Raw genomic sequence first — 15,146 nt, 5'->3', positions numbered from 1 at the left:
TCACTGCGGGTCGCACAGTTTCAGGGCCTGTTCGGCCATGGCCAATGCATTGGCACGTTCTTCCTCGTCCAGCGGACGCCCATAGGCCGTGGCCCAGTAGCCATCGGCAGCGCAGCGCGCCGCGTACAGCCGTGGGTCGCCGGCTTCGCCAGGGAACTCGGCCAGCATCGCGCGCTTCCAGTTGCGCCAGTGCGCAAGCAGGCCCGGTTCCATCAGGTTGCCCAAGGTCAGGCCGATGTCGTTGTCCTGCTCCTGCTGCAGCAGATGCTCGAAGTTGGCCTGCACATAGGCGCGGCTGAAACGACCATGGCCTTCGGGGTCTTCCTGCAGCAGGGCGCGCACGCGCGTTTCGAATTCTCCAATCAGCGCTCCGATGGCTTCATCCACCAGCACCTGCTTGCTGCTGAAGTGATGGAACAACGCACCCTTGCTGACACCGGCGGCCTGCGCGACGTCCTGCACGGTCAGCGCGGCCAGGCCGTTACGGCCGATCACTTCAATGGTGGCCTGCAGCAGTGACTGGCGCACGCTGTCGGGCGCCTTGCGGCGCGAACGGGAGGGGGATGCGGACATGGCGGGAAGAAACCGACTGGACGGTACGATTGTAACGCAGGCCCGCCGCGTTACCGCGCGCTGCCGGCCATGGCCGGCAGCGGAACCCTCATGCGTCGACGCGGGCGAAACGCGGTTGCGGTCCGTGCTCGCCGGGCACCTGCTCGACGAACATGGCGTACGGGCGTACCCACAGGCCACCTTCGCCATACAGCGCGCGGTACAGCACCATCGGCTGCAGGGTCTCGCTGCTGCGGACGATGTCGAGCACTTCGTACTCGCCGCCCTTGAAGTGGCGGTAGCGGCCTGGGGCCAGGGTGGGGAGCGGACTCAGCTCAGCCATGGGCGGCGCGACTCACTTGCGCCCCGGGCTGGCCGGCTTCGCGCAGTAGGCATCGATGGCTTCGGCGGTGTTGGCCAGGCCCTGTGCCTGCGCCAGTTCCCACGGACGTTCGCAACGCTGGCTGTGCTCGCACCACTGGTAGCCGGCCGAACCGATGCAACCGTGGGCATCGCGGTCGCCACCGACCTTCGGCGTGGCAGGCGAAGTGGCCGCCGTATCGGCACGCGCAGCGGCCTGATGCTGGTTGGCACAGGCGGACAGCACCAGCAGGGCTGGAATCAGAAGAAGCGCTTTCATCGGGCGGGCTCCGTGCCTAAAGCGACAGTGTCTGTCGCAAATAGCCCTGCAGCAAGCGCTCAGTGCATGGCGGCGCGGATCAGTTCCTCGATCAGCACGAGGTAGCTGGCCACGAAATAGAACTTCAGCAGCGTCCAACGCTGCTGCGAGAAGAAGGTGCGCATGTGGAAGGGGCCCCTGTTGATGACGGTAGTGTGAAGCCCGGCTGACTCCGTGACAAGAATCACGGAATGAACAGGCTAAATGGACTCAGGGATGTGAGGGCAGGCAAAGGGCTGACCGGAGGGCGCGGCATTTTCGTACAAATCTGATGGGCCACCCCTGAGGTGATCGCTAGCCTGAAGGTGTACCGGCACGTGGACCGTCCGCCTGCCGTCGCATCCTTCCATCCGCAGGAGCCCCTCATGGTCATTACCGTTCAACGCAACGCCCGGCACTGGTCCGTGCTGGATCCGCAGGTGCATGACGCAACCCGATATGCGCGGGGCGCCGAGGCTTTCGATGTCGCCGCGGCGCGGGCCCTCGAGCACCACCGTCGCACCGGCCAGCGCAGCACGGTGCGGGTCGAGGCGCTCGGCAGCGCGGTGGATGCCCTGCACGTAGGAGACTGACGCCGGTCGTTGCGGTGCAGTCAGCTACGGTTGCGTTGTTTGAATGGGGAAAAACCGGCGTCACGCGCCCCCCTGTGCGCCGTGCCGCGAATCCCGGATGCTTGCGCCATCGTATTCATCTGGAGATCTCGATGGGCAAGGCACTCACCTGGCGTACCCTGGCCTGCACCCTGCTGCCGATGCTGGCGGCGGCGGGGGGCGCCCAGGCGCAGAGCTATGGCTACGGCTATGACGATGACCGCTACGGTGGCCGCGAAGGCAGCGGCATCGTGCGCTGCGAGTCGATCAAGAACCGTAGCAACGAGTGCCGTCTGGAGGGCCGCGCGCGGATGATCCGCCAGTTGTCCGGCTCGCCGTGCGTGGAAGGTGAGACCTGGGGCCAGTCGCGCTATGGCGTCTGGGTGACCCAGGGCTGCCGCGCCGAGTTCGTCGGCGAGTACCGTCGTGGCGGTGGCTGGGGCAATGGGGGTGGCTGGGGCAACGGCAACGGCAACGGTTGGGGCGGCGGCGAGGTGATCACCTGTCATTCCAATGGGCATCGCCAGGAGTACTGCGACGCCCGCATCCGCCGCGGCGTGCGCCTGGTTCGCCAGGATTCGCGCAGTGCCTGCATCGAGGGCCAGACCTGGGGCTGGGATCGTCGTGGCATCTGGGTCAGCGACGGCTGCCGGGCACAGTTCCAGGTGAACTGAGCGTGCCCCTCTAAAATCAGAAAAATCTGATACAGCTCACATTTTGAATTGCCGTATCTTCTGCGATCAGGGCATCTCTGTGTGTCCCTGATCTGTTGCGACGATGCCTGCCGTGATCGGCAGGAATGTCCCGCTACCGTCGATACGCTGCCTCAAGGAGTGAGCCGCATGTTGATCCGCCTGCAATGCGAACAGCGCCAATGGCGCGTGCTGCATCCGGACCGGCCGGAGCCGATCGATTTCCGCGACGGTGCCCGCGCCTTCGACTTCGCTGAAACCCTGGCGCGCCTGCACTTTGTCGATACCGGGCAGCGCGCTGCCGTGCGCGTGGAAGCCAGCGGCGCCTTCGTGGAAGCGGTCAGCTACGGCTGAGGGCGGGGGTTTCCGGCCAGGTCCTGTTTCCTGGCCCCGCTATCCACGCCATGCGCGGATCCACTGGGTGGCAATCGGTCTCAGCCCGCCGCGCTCAGCGGCGGGGTACCTGTGGCCAGCTGCGGCCAACGCTTGAGCACGGCCGCACGGATGCCCGCGGCGTCGATACCTGCTTCGGCCAGCAGGTCCTCGCGGCTGGCATGGTGCTGGTAGCTGTCGGGCAGGCCCAGGTGCAGGATCGGGCGCAGCACGCCTTCGGCATTGAGCAGCTCGCCGACGCCTGAACCGGCGCCACCGGCCACCACGTTGTCTTCGATCGTCACCAGGCCCTCGTGCTGGGCGGCGACAGCCAGCACCAGCTCGCGGTCCAGCGGCTTGATGAAACGCATGTTGACCACGCTCAGGCCGAGTTCGCGGCCGACCTGCTCGGCGGCGGCCACGGTGCTGCCGAAGGCGAGCAGGGCAATGCGGCTGCCCTGCAGGCGCAGTTCGCCCTTGCCGATCGGCAGGGTGGACAGGTCGGTGCCGGCTGCAACGCCGGTGCCGGTGCCGCGCGGGTAGCGCACGGCGGCCGGGCCCGGGTGCTGCAGGCCGGTGCTGAGCATCTGCCGGCACTCGGCTTCGTTGGACGGTGCCATCACCACCAGGTTGGGCACGCAGCGCAGGAAGCTCAGGTCGAGGTTGCCGGCATGGGTCGCACCGTCCGGGCCGACCACGCCGGCGCGATCGATCGCGAACAGCACGTCCAGGTCCTGGATCGCCACGTCATGTACCAGCTGGTCGTACGCGCGCTGCAGGAAGGTCGAGTAGATCGCCACCACCGGCTTGCCACCCTGGGTGGCCATGCCGGCGGCGAGGGTGACCGCATGCTGTTCGGCAATCGCCACGTCGAAATAGCGCTGCGGGTATTCCTTGCTGAAACGCACCAGGCCGGAGCCTTCGCGCATCGCCGGGGTGATGCCGTACAGGCGGGGCTCGGCGGCGGCGGCATCGCACAGCCAGTCGCTGAACACATCGGTATAGGTCGGCTTCTTGGCACCGGCCTTGGCCACCAGGCCCTTGTCCGGATCGAACGGGCCCACGGCGTGGTAACCGATCTGGTCGCCTTCGGCCGGCTCGTAGCCCTTGCCCTTGGTGGTCATCACGTGCAGCAGCTTCGGGCCCTTGGAGGCGCGCAGCGTCTTCAGCGTGGACAGCAGGGCGGGCATGTCGTGGCCGTCGATCGGGCCGGTGTAGTGGAAGCCCATCTCCTCGAACATCGTGGACGGCACGAACATGCCCTTCCAGTGTTCTTCCCAGCGCTTCACGAAACGCGCCGGGTTGTTCTTCTTGTCACCGAGGATCTTCTTGCCGCCTTCGCGCAGCGCATTGAGCGTGCGGCTGCCGGTGGCACGGCCTAGCATCTTGGTCAGGCCGCCGACCGCCTCGGAGATCGACATGTTGTTGTCGTTGAGGATCACCAGCAGGTTCGGTTCCGGGTCCATGCCGCCGGCGTGCATCAGCGCTTCGAAGGCCATGCCGGCGGTCATCGCACCGTCACCGATCACCGCCACGATCTTGCGGTCGTCGCCTTCGGACTGGCGGGCAATGGCCATGCCGAGTGCCGCCGAGATCGAGGTGGAGGAGTGGCCGACGCCAAAGGTGTCGTATTCGCTCTCCTCGCGCTTCGGGAATGGCGCGACGCCGTCCTTCTGCTTGACGGTGTGGATCTGGTCGCGGCGCCCGGTCAGGATCTTGTGCGGGTAGGTCTGGTGACCGACGTCCCAGACCAGCTGGTCGACCGGAGTCTGGTACAGGTAGTGCAGGGCTACGGTGAGTTCGATCACGCCCAGGCCGGCGGCGAAGTGGCCACCGCTCTTGCCCACCGATTCGATGAGGTAGGCGCGCAGTTCGTCGGCAACCGCCCTCAGTTCGGATTCGTCGAACGTGCGCAGGTCATCCGGCGTCTGGATGCGCGCGAGGCGGGGATAGCGGGCAGAGTCGATCATCATGTTCGCACTTTTTCTGAATGCCCATTTTCGCCCTCAAACGGGGGTGGGGCAAGCAAACGCCGCCGTCCGTGACAGGACGGTGAGGGTTGCATTTTCAGGCGTTCAGGTGCTCAGTTTCGACCGCTTGGGCAATTGCGCCTTCAGGAAGGCCATCTGGTCGGCCAGGATGTTGCGGTTGGACAGGATCAGGTGCTCGATCCAGCTGGGCCGGTAGGGCACGGCCAGCAGCGGCATTCCGGCCTGCTGCGGGGTGCGGTCGCTCTTGCGCGAGTTGCAGTGGAAACAGGCGGTGACCACGTTTTCCCAGCAGTCCAGGCCGCCCTTGGACAGTGGCACGACGTGGTCGCGGGTGAGCGTGGGGCGGTTGAACTGCTGGCCGCAGTACATGCACAGGTGGGCGTCGCGGGCGAACAGGGCCGGGTTGGTCAGGTTCGGCGTGGGGTCGATCGCGCGGGAGCGGGCATGGCCGCGCGCGGCGATGATCGGGTGCAGGTCCATGCCGCTCTGCAGGCCGCTGAAGCGATTGGTGCCGCCGTGGATGTGCAGGCAGGGATCGCCCAGCGTCCAGGCCACCGCTTCGCGGGCGTAGAGGCACGCCGCATCCTGCCAGGTGATCCAGTCCAGTACGCGTCCGTGGGCATCAAGCGAGAGCAGCCGGACCGAACCGGGGCGATGCAGCGTCGTGGCGTTGGGCGATGCTTCGGCGCCCGGAGCAGAAAACGGAGCTCCGGCTTCGATCAGACCCAAGCGTGTAGTGTCTGTCTCCATCGGGAGAACAGCTTATACCTGAATGTTGACGATTTGTGTATCGCCTGTCGGCGATACGCAAATCGCAACGATTCAGGTCCGCGCATTCCTCCTATCCCCCGCACCTGTCGGTGCGCCCCCTTTAGCAACCCAGCCCGCCGTTGGCGCGCTGGGTTGCCCGCGCATTCTTCCTAATCCCCGCGCCTGTCGGCGCGCCCCCTTTAACAAAAAGGGGCTCTTCTCCAGAGGGATTTAGGGGGTTCTCATCCACGCGTGGCGTGGATCTACGCAGATCGCGGGGAACTGTCAGAGGCGGGGCGGTGTGGGTTGGCAGGACCGTTGGCGCCATGGATGGCGCCATCGAGCCCCCAAGGGTGAGGGCGCTTTGCTTGCGAAGCACTGCTTCGCAAGCGCCCGAACGCACAGTCGCCAGCGGCTGGGCCGGACCGCGGAGCGGGGTTTACGGCGTGTCCTGCCAGCCCACACCGCCCCGCCATCCACCGGGATCCAGCTGTTGCTATTGCGGTTGCCGGCCAGCGGCCGGCACTACCGCGGGTGCCGGGCGGCAGCCCGGCTCAGGCGCCGAAGCGCTCGTCGTCCATCGCCATCAGCGGGGCGGCGCCGGCCTGGATCGCGGCGGCGTGGCTGAGGGTGCGCGGCAGCACACGGGCGAAGTAGAAGCGAGCGGTTTCGCGCTTGCCCTTGGCGAAGGCGGCGCCGTGCGCGCTGGCGTCGGCGGCGGCCACGCTGCGGGCCCACCAGTAGGCCAGTACCACGTAGCCCGAATAGAACAGGTAGTCGTAGCTGGCTGCGCCCAGTTCGTCCGGATTGCCGGCCGCGCGCTGCAGCACGTCCAGGGTCAGCTTGCCCCATTCGGCGGACTTGGCGCGCAGCGGGCCGATGAACTCGGCCAGCGCTTCGTTGCCCTCGTGTTCCTTGGCGAAGGCTTCGATCTCGGCCAGCATCAGCTTCAGGCCGGCGCCCTGGCTGGACGCGGTCTTGCGGCCGATCAGGTCCAGCGCCTGGATGCCGGTGGTGCCTTCATACAGGGTGGTGATGCGAGCGTCGCGGGCCAGCTGTTCCATGCCGTGTTCGCGGATGTAGCCGTGGCCACCGAAGCACTGCAGGGCGTTGTAGGTGTTCTCGATGCCCCATTCGGTCTGGCAGGCCTTGGAGATCGGGGTCAGGAAGCTCACCAGGGTGTCGGCGCGCTCGCGCTCGGCGGCATCCTCGGCATGGTGGGCGATGTCGATCAGGGTGGCGGCGTGCAGGGCCAGCAGGCGGCTGCCCTCGACCAGCGACTTCACCGTCAGCAGCATGCGGCGCACATCCGGGTGCACCAGGATCGGGTCGGCCGGCTTGTCCGGGAATTTCGCACCGCTCAGGGCGCGCGACTGCAGGCGTTCACGGCTGTACTTCAGTGCGTTCTGGTAAGCGCGCTCGGACAGGCCGATGCCCTGAAGGCCGACGCCCAGGCGCGCGGTGTTCATCATGGTGAACATGGCCTGCAGGCCCTTGTGCGGCTGGCCGACCAGGTAACCCTGCGCACCGTCGAAGTTCATCACGCAGGTGACCGAACCCTTGATACCCATCTTGTGCTCGATCGAGCCGCAGCGCAGTGCGTTGCGCTCGCCGACATTGCCATCGCGGTCGACCTTGAACTTGGGCGTGACGAACAGCGAGATGCCCTTGGCGCCCGGAGGGGCGTCGGGCAGCTTGGCCAGCACCAGGTGCACGATGTTTTCGGTCAGGTCGTGCTCGCCGGCGGTGATGAAGATCTTGGTGCCGGTGATCGAGTAGCTGCCATCGGCGTTCGGCTCGGCCTTGGTCTTCAGCAGGCCCAGGTCGGTACCGCAGTGCGGCTCGGTCAGGCACATGGTGCCGGTCCAGCGGCCCTCGATCAGCGGCTTGAGGAAGGCCTCGTGCTGCCAGGCCTCGCCGTGCTGCTTCAGCGCTTCGATGGCGCCGTGCGAGAGCAGCGGGAAGTTGCCCCACGCCAGGTTGGCGGCGTTGATCATTTCGTTGAGCGGCACGCCAAGGGTGTGCGGCAGGCCCTGGCCCCCCAGTTCCGGCGAGGCGGTCAGGCCGGTCCAGCCGCCATTGACGAACTGGTCGTAGGCCTGCTTGAAGCCGGGCGGGGTGGTCACTTCACCGGTTGCCTGGTCGAGCACGCAACCGATCTCGTCGCCAACGCTGTTGAGCGGGGCCAGCACGGTTGCGCTGAAGCGGCCAGCTTCTTCCAGCACGGCATCGACCACGTCGGCGGTGGCGTCGGTGAAGCCCAGGCGGGCGAACAGGGGTTCGACCTTGAGCACGTCGTGCAGGGCGAAACGGAGGTCGGAAAGCGGGGCGGTGTAGCTGCTCATCGGTACGTCTCGATTTGATCAGGGCAGGGGAGAGCGGCGCCAGGCGCCGCGACGGAGGTGGAAATCAGCGCAGCACGCCCGGCAGGCCCGGGGCCTGGTTGAGGGTGCTGCGGCTGCTGATATCGAAGCTGCGCTGCTTCTTTTCCTGCGGCGTGGCCGCGACCGTTCCCTTCAGGCCATAGGCCAGGGTGCGGTTGCCGGCCAGTGCATCGGCCACCACCAGGCGTGCGGCCGAACTGGGCACCAGGTCGACATTGATGACATCCGCGGAGGTGCCGCCGATGGAGATACCGGGCTTGGCCTGCAGGGTGCCGGCGTCGCTGTCGCCGACGGTCAGTGCCAGCGAGACGTCATCGAAGGTCATCGGCATGGAGCTGTAGTTCTGCAGGCGCAGGGCCACGGTCCAGTTGCCGTCGGCGCGTACGGTCAGCTGCTGCAGGCTGGCCGCCGGTTCCGAAACACGCTTGACGATGCCGTTGCCGCAGGCGGCAAGGGCGAGGGTGCTCAGGACGATCAAGGCGATACGGAAACGGTGGAGCATGGGCGCAGGTCCTCTGGAGGCGGTGCGTTGGAATAAGCATACTACGGCGTATGGTCGTTTGGATCGCCTGTGGCGAGCCGTCGCAGAGGGTAGCGCGTGAAGATGGCGGCGGGGCGTGCGCGGCGCTGGATCTTCGGGCGCACGGTGCGCGTACGGATTGAACTGCGGCTCAATCGGCGGGCGTATCGCGAAGCGGGGCCATCAGGCGCAGCGGGCGCAGGTCGTAGCCCATGGCTTCGGCTTTTTCCTTCAACTGCTCGAACCGGGCGCGATCCATTTCCGGCAGGCGCGAGAGGATCCACAGGTACTTACGGTCCGGTTCACCGACCAGGGCCCACTGGTAGTCCGGGTCCAGCGCCAACACCCAGTAGTCGGCCCAGACCAGTGGCACCCAGCTCAGCCAGTCCGGCACGAAGCGGACCTGCAGTTGGCCGGGATGGCCGGCAACCGGGCGTGCCACGCCTTCAGCAACCACACGTTCCCCGTCGCCGTTGCGGCAGGCATTGGTGACACTGATGCGGCCATCGCGGCGCAGCCCGTAGTTGGCGGTGATCTCGCCGACGCACTGCTTCTGGAACGACACCGGAAGATGCGCGATCTCGTGCCACTGGCCGGCATAGCGATCGATGTCCAGCGTATCGACTGCACGCACCGGTTCGGCGGCGATCACAGGGGCGGCCAGCAGCAGGCAGGCGAGCAGGGTGGGGCGCAATTGCATCGGCAGGCTCCGGCAGGAATCTGCAGCGTAGGTGCCGCGGCGGGTACCGGTGTAAATGTTTCGTCAACCAGACGGCAGTGGCCCGGCATGGATCGAGGCCATGGAAGGGGCCAGCGCCAGGTAGATCCACGCCATGCGTGGATCGCAGGCCGCACGCAAAAAAAAGACCTGCATTTCTGCAGGTCTCTGAAGATGGTGGCCGAAGACGGAATCGAACCGCCGACACGGGGATTTTCAATCCCCTGCTCTACCAACTGAGCTACTCGGCCAAATTGTGTGGCAACCGTGATCAAACCCGGTTTCCGGAAAAAAAAGACCCGCATTTCTGCAGGCCTTCGAAAGTGGTGGCCGAAGACGGAATCGAACCGCCGACACGGGGATTTTCAATCCCCTGCTCTACCAACTGAGCTACTCGGCCACATGTTTCGTTGCAGCGAGGTCGCTGCCAAGGACGCGTATATTACGGAGGTCGGCTGCCTTCGGCAAGCGTTTTGCCAAGATTTCTTCACATTGCCGTCTGCGGGCTCGCAAGTGCTTGATCCTCCGTTGTGGGACGGGGGCGTGGTCAGTCGATCATCGTCTGCGGTGGAAATCAGCAGATCGCCGCGATCGCCAAAGCTGCAAGGCCAAGGGCTGCGCCGGACCCGCGCCGCGCTGGTCCATGGAACGCTGTTTTCATGGCCGTTGCCGGCGATCGTTGCAGCGTAGTGTCGGCATTCCTTTCCTGATGCTGGCAACAGCAGAGCCGGTCACCATGTCCGATTCCCTCGCTACCTCCCGTATCGTGCTGGCCTCGCGTCCGCAGGGCGCACCAAGCGCGGCCAACTTCCGCCTGGAACAGGCTGCGCTGCCGGCATTGGGGGATGGCGAAGTGCTGCTGCGCAACCGCTACCTGTCGCTGGACCCGTACATGCGTGGACGCATGGACGAGGGCCCGTCGTACGCCGCGCCGGTGGCGGTGGGCGCGGTGATGGAAGGGCAGACCGTGGCCGAGGTGCTGCAGTCGAACGCCGAGGGCGTAACCACAGGTGAGTTGGTGCTGGCGCCGGGTGGCTGGCAGACCCATGCGGTGCTGCCGGCCAAGGCGCTGGGGCGTCGGCTGGATCCGGCCGGCCTGCCGTTGAGTACCGCGCTGGGGGTATATGGCATGCCCGGCTTCACCGCCTATTCCAGCCTGCACGAAATCGCCCGTTTGAAGCCGGGTGAGACGCTGGTGGTGGCTGCCGCGACCGGGCCGGTGGGCGCGACCGTCGCCCAGCTGGCCAAGCTGCAGGGCGCGCGCGTGGTCGCCATCGCCGGTGGCGAAGCCAAGCGTGCCTACCTGCAGACGCTGGGCGTGGACGTGGCGCTGGATCATCGTGCGGCCGACTTTGCCGAACAGCTGCGCGCGGCGGTGCCCGCGGGCATCGACGTGTATTTCGAGAACGTGGGCGGGCACGTGCTGGATGCGGTGCTGCCGCTGCTCAACGACTTCGCCCGCATTCCAGTGTGCGGCACCATCGCCACCTACAACGAGCGGGGCATCGAGCAGCCCGGCCCGGACCGGTTGCCCGCACTGTTCAGCCAGATCCTGCGCCAGCGCCTGACCGTGCGTGGTTTCATCGTGCACGACTTCAACCACCTGTGGCCGGACTTCGAACGCGAGATGCGGCAGTGGCTGCGCGAAGGTCGCATCCAGTACCGCGAGGATGTGGTGGAAGGGCTGGAGAATGCGCCGGAGGCGTTTTTTGGGCTGTTGCAGGGGCGCAACTTCGGCAAGCTGGTGGTGAAGCTGGATTGAGGGCTTGGCGGCGTGCCGACCAAGGTCGGCACCTACCGGAAGCTGAGCGTGCCGATCAAGGTCGGCACCTGCTTCAGGCAGTCGAGGCCTTTTCCCGGCGCAGCAGTTCGCGCTTGCGCGCTACGCCCCACGCATAGCCGGACAGGTCGCCGTCGCGGCGCACCACGCGGTGGCAGGGCACCGCCACCGCCAGCGGGTTGCTCGCGCATGCGCGGGCCACCGCACGGCTCGAGCGCGGGGCGCCGATGCGCGCGGCGACATCCGCATATGAGGCGGTCTGCCCGCGCGGAATCTGCTGCAGTGCCTGCCACACCCGTTGCTGGAACGCGGTGCCGCGGATATCCAGCGGCAGCGTGGCGCCGCGCGAAGGATCCTCGACCAGGCCTACCACCTGTGCCACCAGTTGCTCATAGCCCTGGTCGGCACCGACCAGTTCGGCCTGGCGGAAGCGTTGCTGCAATGACTGCAGCAGTGTCTCCGGATCGTCGCCGAGCAGGATCGCAACCACGCCGGTGGCACTGCTGGCCACCAGCACGCTGCCCAGTGAGCTTTCGGCAAGCGCGAAGTGGATGACTTCGCCGCGACCACCTGCGCGCCATTGCTTGGGCGTCATGCCCAGCAACTTCGGTGCGTTCTCGTAGAAGCGCCCACTGGAACCGAAGCCGGCATCGTGGAAGGCATCGGTGATGCGCTCCTGTTGTTCCAGTCCGGTGCGCAGGCGGTCGGCGCGCAGCGCGGCGGCGTATTGCTTGGGGGTCAGCCCGGTGGCCTGCTTGAACATACGATGCAGGCGCGTCGGGCTGCAGCCGGCGATGTCGGCCAGCTCCTGCAGCGAAGGTTCGTCGAGGCTCGCCTGAAGGTGGCGGCAGACCCGTTCGACGCGGGCATCGAAGGCGGTGGTGGCGGTACTGTCCATGGCCGGATTCTGGCACGTGCCGGTTCTGCGGAAACTCCGTTTCCTGCACCGACGGGCCAGGCCCGGAAACGGAGTGTCGGCAGGGGAGAGGCGCGGCATCGTGGCGGCCACTTCACAACCGGTACTGCCACCATGCGCCTGAACAACAAGATCGCCCTCATCACCGGAGCCAGCGCCGGCATCGGCCGCGCCAGCGCGCTGCGCTTCGCCGCCGAAGGGGCGAAGCTGGTGCTCAACGCACGGCGGCCGGAGCCGCTGCAGGCGCTGGCCGAGCAGATCCGTGCCGCCGGCGGCGAGGTGGTGGTGCATGCCGCCGACGTGGCGGATCCGGCCACGGCCCCGGCACTGGTCGATCTGGCCCGGCAGTCATTTGGTGGCCTGGACATCGCGCTCAACAATGCCGGCATGCTCGGGCCGGGCGTGCCGGCAGCGGAGTTCCCGGTGGACGCCTGGCGCGAGGTGATGGCGACCAATCTGGATGCCGCGTTCCATGCCGCACGTGCGCAGTTGCCGGCACTGCTGGCGCGCGGCGGCGGCTCGCTGGTGTTTGTTGGCACTTTTGTCGGCCACACCGTGGGCTTCCCCGGCATGGCGGCCTATGCGTCGAGCAAGGCCGGGTTGATCGGCCTGAGCCAGGTGATCGCCGCCGAATACGGTGCGCGCGGCGTGCGCAGCAACGTGCTGCTGCCCGGTGGCACCGATACCGAGATGGGCCGGCAGGCGGCACCGACCGGCGATGCGCGCGACTTCGTGCGCTCGCTGCACGCACTGAAGCGCATGGCCGAGCCGGAGGAGATCGCCAACGCGGCGCTGTTCCTGGCCAGCGATGAAAGCAGTTTCGTTACCGGTACCGCGATGCGCGTGGAGGGTGGGGTGTCGATCACGCGGACCTGAGTGCGCGGCTGCACGCGGCGTTGGCGGCAGGTTGACCTGCGGCTTACCCGGCAGTCTCTAGCGTGGAGGCCAGCGCGGGCTTTCCGCCGGCGAGGGAGTGTTCGATGAACGTGCGCAGCAACCGCCAGAACGATCCGAAGCAGGGCGTGCAGGAAAGCCGCCAGGACAGGAAGCAGGACGATGTGGCCAGGCAGCGGCCGGGGCAGCGCGATCAACAGGTGCGCGATACGCATTCGCGCAGCCCGCAGCGCAAGGATGGCGGCCAGGAGCCTGCCTGAGCCAGCACCCGGAAAAGAAAAAACCCGCAGATCGCGAGGATCTGCGGGTTCTTCTGAAAAGTGGTGGAGCCAAGGAGGATCGAACTCCTGACCTCGTCATTGCGAACGACGCGCTCTCCCAGCTGAGCTATGGCCCCACGGCAGGGTTTCAGTGTAGCGCTGCCTGCCGGGCTTGCCAAGCTCCGGGCCGGGACGGTGGTCGCGCCGCGTCGGCTACCGCCCCTGACCGGTTCAGGACAGGGCCCGGCGCAGCAGCGCGCCGGCACAATGTGCCGCCACGTCGGTGCTGGCACTGACCGCGTGCAGGTGGATGCAGGCATGGATCATCCCCGGCAGCCGCTCGAGCGTGCAGTCGACACCTGCCGCCTGCAGCCGCCGTGCGTACTGTTCGGCCTCATCACGCAGCGGGTCGTGCTCGCAGCTGAGTACCGAGGCTGGTGCCAGTCCATGCAGATCCGTTGCATGGGCAGGCGAGGCCAGTGCCGGCGGTGTGGCAGGATCACCGAGATAGGCCTGCCAGCAACGCTGCATCAGTTCGGCGCTGAGGTAGTAGCCACTGGCGTACTCGCGATAGGAGTCGCTGCCCATGCCGGCATCCAGTGCCGGGTACAGCAGCAACTGGTGGCGTGGCTGCGGCAGGCCGAGATCGCGCAGCCGCAGGCAGCAGGCGGCTGCCAGATTGCCGCCGGCACTGTCGCCACCGATTGCCAGCCGTTGCGGGTCCAGTCCGAGGCTGACCGCGTTGGCCAGCAGCCACGACCAGGCATCGGCAACGTCGTGCAGCGGCAGCGGGAACGGATGCTCCGGCGCCAGCCGGTAGCCCACGGCGACAATCACGCAGCCGCTGGCATTGGCCAGCGCGCGGCAGGGGCCGTCATAGACCGCCAGCGAACACTGGAACCATCCGCCGCCATGCGCGAACAACAACGCCGGTGCCGGTCCATCGGGCAGCCCTTCCGGTGTGTAAAGGCGCACTTCCAACGCGTGGCCGTCGCGTGCGATCACCGCATGCTCGATCACATGCGCAACCGGCTGCGGCGCGCCCTGCAGCTGAGGCAGCGCGCTCTCGCTGATCGCACGCAGCTCGCGCAGGTCGTCCGGCAGTGGATGGGCCGCGACGGCATCGACGAACTGCTGCAGCGCGGGTTCAAGCTGCATGGCGCGCCTCCTGCAGGAACGGCAGCAGCTGCGCCAGGAACGCCTGCGGCGCTTCTTCCATGATGAAGTGGCCGCAGCCCGGCACGATGCTGCCGCGCACGTTGTCGGCATGCGGTTGCAGGGTCAGCATCGGCGCATCGGCGGTGGCGTGCTCGGCGCCGATGGCCAGCACCGGCATCGCCAGCCGGCGCTGCGCACGTTCCTTGTTCTGGCGGATGGTTTCCGGAATCGCGCGGTACCAGGCGAAGCCGGCCCGCAGTGCGCCGGGGCGGCTGTAGGCGGCGATGTAGGTATCGGCGGCCACCGCATCGCGGCGGTACGACCAGCGGTCGAACATGAATTCCAGGTAGGCGCGCTCGCGACCGCTGATGAGCGCCTCGGGCAGATCGGCCACCTGGTTGAACATGAAGTGCCAGAGGAAGATGTTGTCGGCCGGTGCGGCGAAGATGCCCGGTTCCGGCGCCAGGCCGGGAATCACCGCTTCGGTGACCGCCAGTTGGCGCACCGCCTGCGGCTGGTCGCTGGCCAGTGCATAGGCGATCCACATGCCGATGTCATGGCCGACCACCTGGTAGCGCTCGTGGCCCAGCGCCCGCATGGTCTGGTGCAGGACGGCGGCGGCACTGCCGGTGTCGTAGCCGTGGGCAGGGCGGTCAGATTCGCCGATGCCCGGCGGATCAACCGCGATGGCTTCGAAACCGGCCTGGGCCAGGGCGTGCAGCACATGGCGCCAGGCATACCAGGTCTGCGGCCAGCCGGGAATCAACAGCACCGGTTCGCCGTGGCCGGCGGAGACGCAATGCACGCGCTGGCCATCGATGCGCAGGTAGTGGTGGCGCAGGGCGTCGTCGCCGGCAGCGCCAGCGGGAAGGGAAGGGGTCATGGGGGAG

17 protein-coding genes and 3 tRNA genes are annotated in these 15,146 nt (G+C 67.1%); 6 read left to right on the top strand and 14 right to left on the bottom strand.

What is annotated here, in order from left to right; genetic code table 11:
* From Q9Q79_RS14145 to Q9Q79_RS14135, 3 genes are all read right to left on the bottom strand, one after another.
* Positions 1–573, bottom strand: coding sequence for a TetR/AcrR family transcriptional regulator (locus Q9Q79_RS14145; protein ID WP_099527108.1), 573 nt, complete (start codon positions 571–573; stop codon positions 1–3).
* A gap of 88 nt (positions 574–661) precedes the next feature.
* Complete coding sequence (locus Q9Q79_RS14140; protein WP_005410421.1) at positions 662–895, bottom strand: DUF1653 domain-containing protein; 234 nt, start codon at positions 893–895, stop codon at positions 662–664.
* A 12-nt stretch (positions 896–907) separates the two neighbouring features.
* Complete coding sequence (locus tag Q9Q79_RS14135) at positions 908–1,192, bottom strand: hypothetical protein (RefSeq protein ID WP_201864035.1); 285 nt, start codon at positions 1,190–1,192, stop codon at positions 908–910.
* A 404-nt stretch (positions 1,193–1,596) separates the two neighbouring features.
* Between Q9Q79_RS14135 and Q9Q79_RS14130 the strand changes: the two genes are divergently transcribed.
* From Q9Q79_RS14130 to Q9Q79_RS14120, 3 genes are all read left to right on the top strand, one after another.
* On the top strand, positions 1,597–1,803 hold the full coding sequence (locus Q9Q79_RS14130; protein ID WP_005410418.1) for a hypothetical protein: 207 nt from the start codon (positions 1,597–1,599) through the stop codon (positions 1,801–1,803).
* Between the two features lie 131 nt (positions 1,804–1,934).
* On the top strand, positions 1,935–2,495 hold the full coding sequence (locus tag Q9Q79_RS14125; RefSeq protein ID WP_005410417.1) for a DUF3011 domain-containing protein: 561 nt from the start codon (positions 1,935–1,937) through the stop codon (positions 2,493–2,495).
* 168 nt (positions 2,496–2,663) lie between these two features.
* Positions 2,664–2,867 (top strand): hypothetical protein, encoded by a 204-nt coding sequence (locus Q9Q79_RS14120; RefSeq protein WP_005410416.1) that lies wholly within the window; start codon positions 2,664–2,666, stop codon positions 2,865–2,867.
* Between the two features lie 80 nt (positions 2,868–2,947).
* On the opposite strand, the gene dxs is transcribed toward Q9Q79_RS14120, so the two are convergent.
* The 7 genes from dxs to Q9Q79_RS14085 all read right to left on the bottom strand — a co-directional run bounded on the left by dxs (position 2,948) and on the right by Q9Q79_RS14085 (position 9,648).
* Positions 2,948–4,855 carry a 1-deoxy-D-xylulose-5-phosphate synthase gene (dxs, locus tag Q9Q79_RS14115; RefSeq protein ID WP_032964317.1) on the bottom strand — a complete coding sequence of 636 codons (1,908 nt, stop codon included), beginning with the start codon at positions 4,853–4,855 and terminating at the stop codon, positions 2,948–2,950.
* Positions 4,856–4,960: 105 nt separating this feature from the next.
* Positions 4,961–5,626 (bottom strand): HNH endonuclease, encoded by a 666-nt coding sequence (locus Q9Q79_RS14110; RefSeq protein ID WP_005410414.1) that lies wholly within the window; start codon positions 5,624–5,626, stop codon positions 4,961–4,963.
* Between the two features lie 554 nt (positions 5,627–6,180).
* Entirely contained in the window at positions 6,181–7,971 is a 1,791-nt protein-coding gene (locus Q9Q79_RS14105) for an acyl-CoA dehydrogenase C-terminal domain-containing protein (protein ID WP_099527709.1), read from the bottom strand.
* Between the two features lie 64 nt (positions 7,972–8,035).
* Positions 8,036–8,512 carry an LEA type 2 family protein gene (locus tag Q9Q79_RS14100; RefSeq protein WP_049395301.1) on the bottom strand — a complete coding sequence of 159 codons (477 nt, stop codon included), beginning with the start codon at positions 8,510–8,512 and terminating at the stop codon, positions 8,036–8,038.
* A gap of 169 nt (positions 8,513–8,681) precedes the next feature.
* Positions 8,682–9,230: a lipocalin family protein gene (locus Q9Q79_RS14095; protein WP_012480863.1), complete on the bottom strand. Its 549-nt coding sequence runs from the start codon at positions 9,228–9,230 to the stop codon at positions 8,682–8,684.
* A gap of 193 nt (positions 9,231–9,423) precedes the next feature.
* Positions 9,424–9,499: transfer RNA gene (locus tag Q9Q79_RS14090), tRNA-Phe, on the bottom strand.
* 73 nt (positions 9,500–9,572) lie between these two features.
* A tRNA-Phe gene (locus tag Q9Q79_RS14085) sits at positions 9,573–9,648 on the bottom strand.
* A gap of 336 nt (positions 9,649–9,984) precedes the next feature.
* Here Q9Q79_RS14085 and Q9Q79_RS14080 point away from each other — a divergent pair.
* On the top strand, positions 9,985–11,010 hold the full coding sequence (locus Q9Q79_RS14080; protein ID WP_012480862.1) for an NADP-dependent oxidoreductase: 1,026 nt from the start codon (positions 9,985–9,987) through the stop codon (positions 11,008–11,010).
* Positions 11,011–11,083: 73 nt separating this feature from the next.
* On the opposite strand, the gene Q9Q79_RS14075 is transcribed toward Q9Q79_RS14080, so the two are convergent.
* The gene (locus Q9Q79_RS14075) at positions 11,084–11,926 is read right to left on the bottom strand and encodes a methylated-DNA--[protein]-cysteine S-methyltransferase (RefSeq protein WP_049395564.1); all 843 of its coding nucleotides are present in this window, start codon (positions 11,924–11,926) and stop codon (positions 11,084–11,086) included.
* Positions 11,927–12,058: 132 nt separating this feature from the next.
* On the opposite strand from Q9Q79_RS14075, the gene Q9Q79_RS14070 reads away from it, so the two are divergent.
* Both Q9Q79_RS14070 and Q9Q79_RS14065 read left to right on the top strand, forming a co-directional pair.
* Entirely contained in the window at positions 12,059–12,820 is a 762-nt protein-coding gene (locus tag Q9Q79_RS14070) for an SDR family oxidoreductase (protein ID WP_049395563.1), read from the top strand.
* Positions 12,821–12,924: 104 nt separating this feature from the next.
* Entirely contained in the window at positions 12,925–13,098 is a 174-nt protein-coding gene (locus Q9Q79_RS14065) for a hypothetical protein (protein ID WP_181501403.1), read from the top strand.
* A gap of 61 nt (positions 13,099–13,159) precedes the next feature.
* Here Q9Q79_RS14065 and Q9Q79_RS14060 read toward each other — a convergent pair.
* The 3 genes from Q9Q79_RS14060 to Q9Q79_RS14050 form a co-directional block, all read right to left on the bottom strand.
* Positions 13,160–13,235 (bottom strand) — tRNA-Ala (locus Q9Q79_RS14060).
* A gap of 94 nt (positions 13,236–13,329) precedes the next feature.
* Positions 13,330–14,256, bottom strand: a complete 927-nt coding sequence (locus Q9Q79_RS14055) for an alpha/beta hydrolase (protein ID WP_099490304.1) — start codon at positions 14,254–14,256, stop codon at positions 13,330–13,332.
* Positions 14,246–15,139, bottom strand: a complete 894-nt coding sequence (locus tag Q9Q79_RS14050) for an alpha/beta hydrolase (RefSeq protein WP_099490305.1) — start codon at positions 15,137–15,139, stop codon at positions 14,246–14,248. Before Q9Q79_RS14050 ends, Q9Q79_RS14055 begins: the two co-directional genes overlap by 11 nt.
* Positions 15,140–15,146: the final 7 nt, after the last annotated feature.

The organism is Stenotrophomonas sp. a6, assembly GCF_030913325.1.
Taxonomy (GTDB): domain Bacteria; phylum Pseudomonadota; class Gammaproteobacteria; order Xanthomonadales; family Xanthomonadaceae; genus Stenotrophomonas; species Stenotrophomonas maltophilia.
The sequence above is the reverse complement of the archived record's forward strand: the minus strand, read 5'-3'. Positions and strand labels throughout refer to the sequence as shown.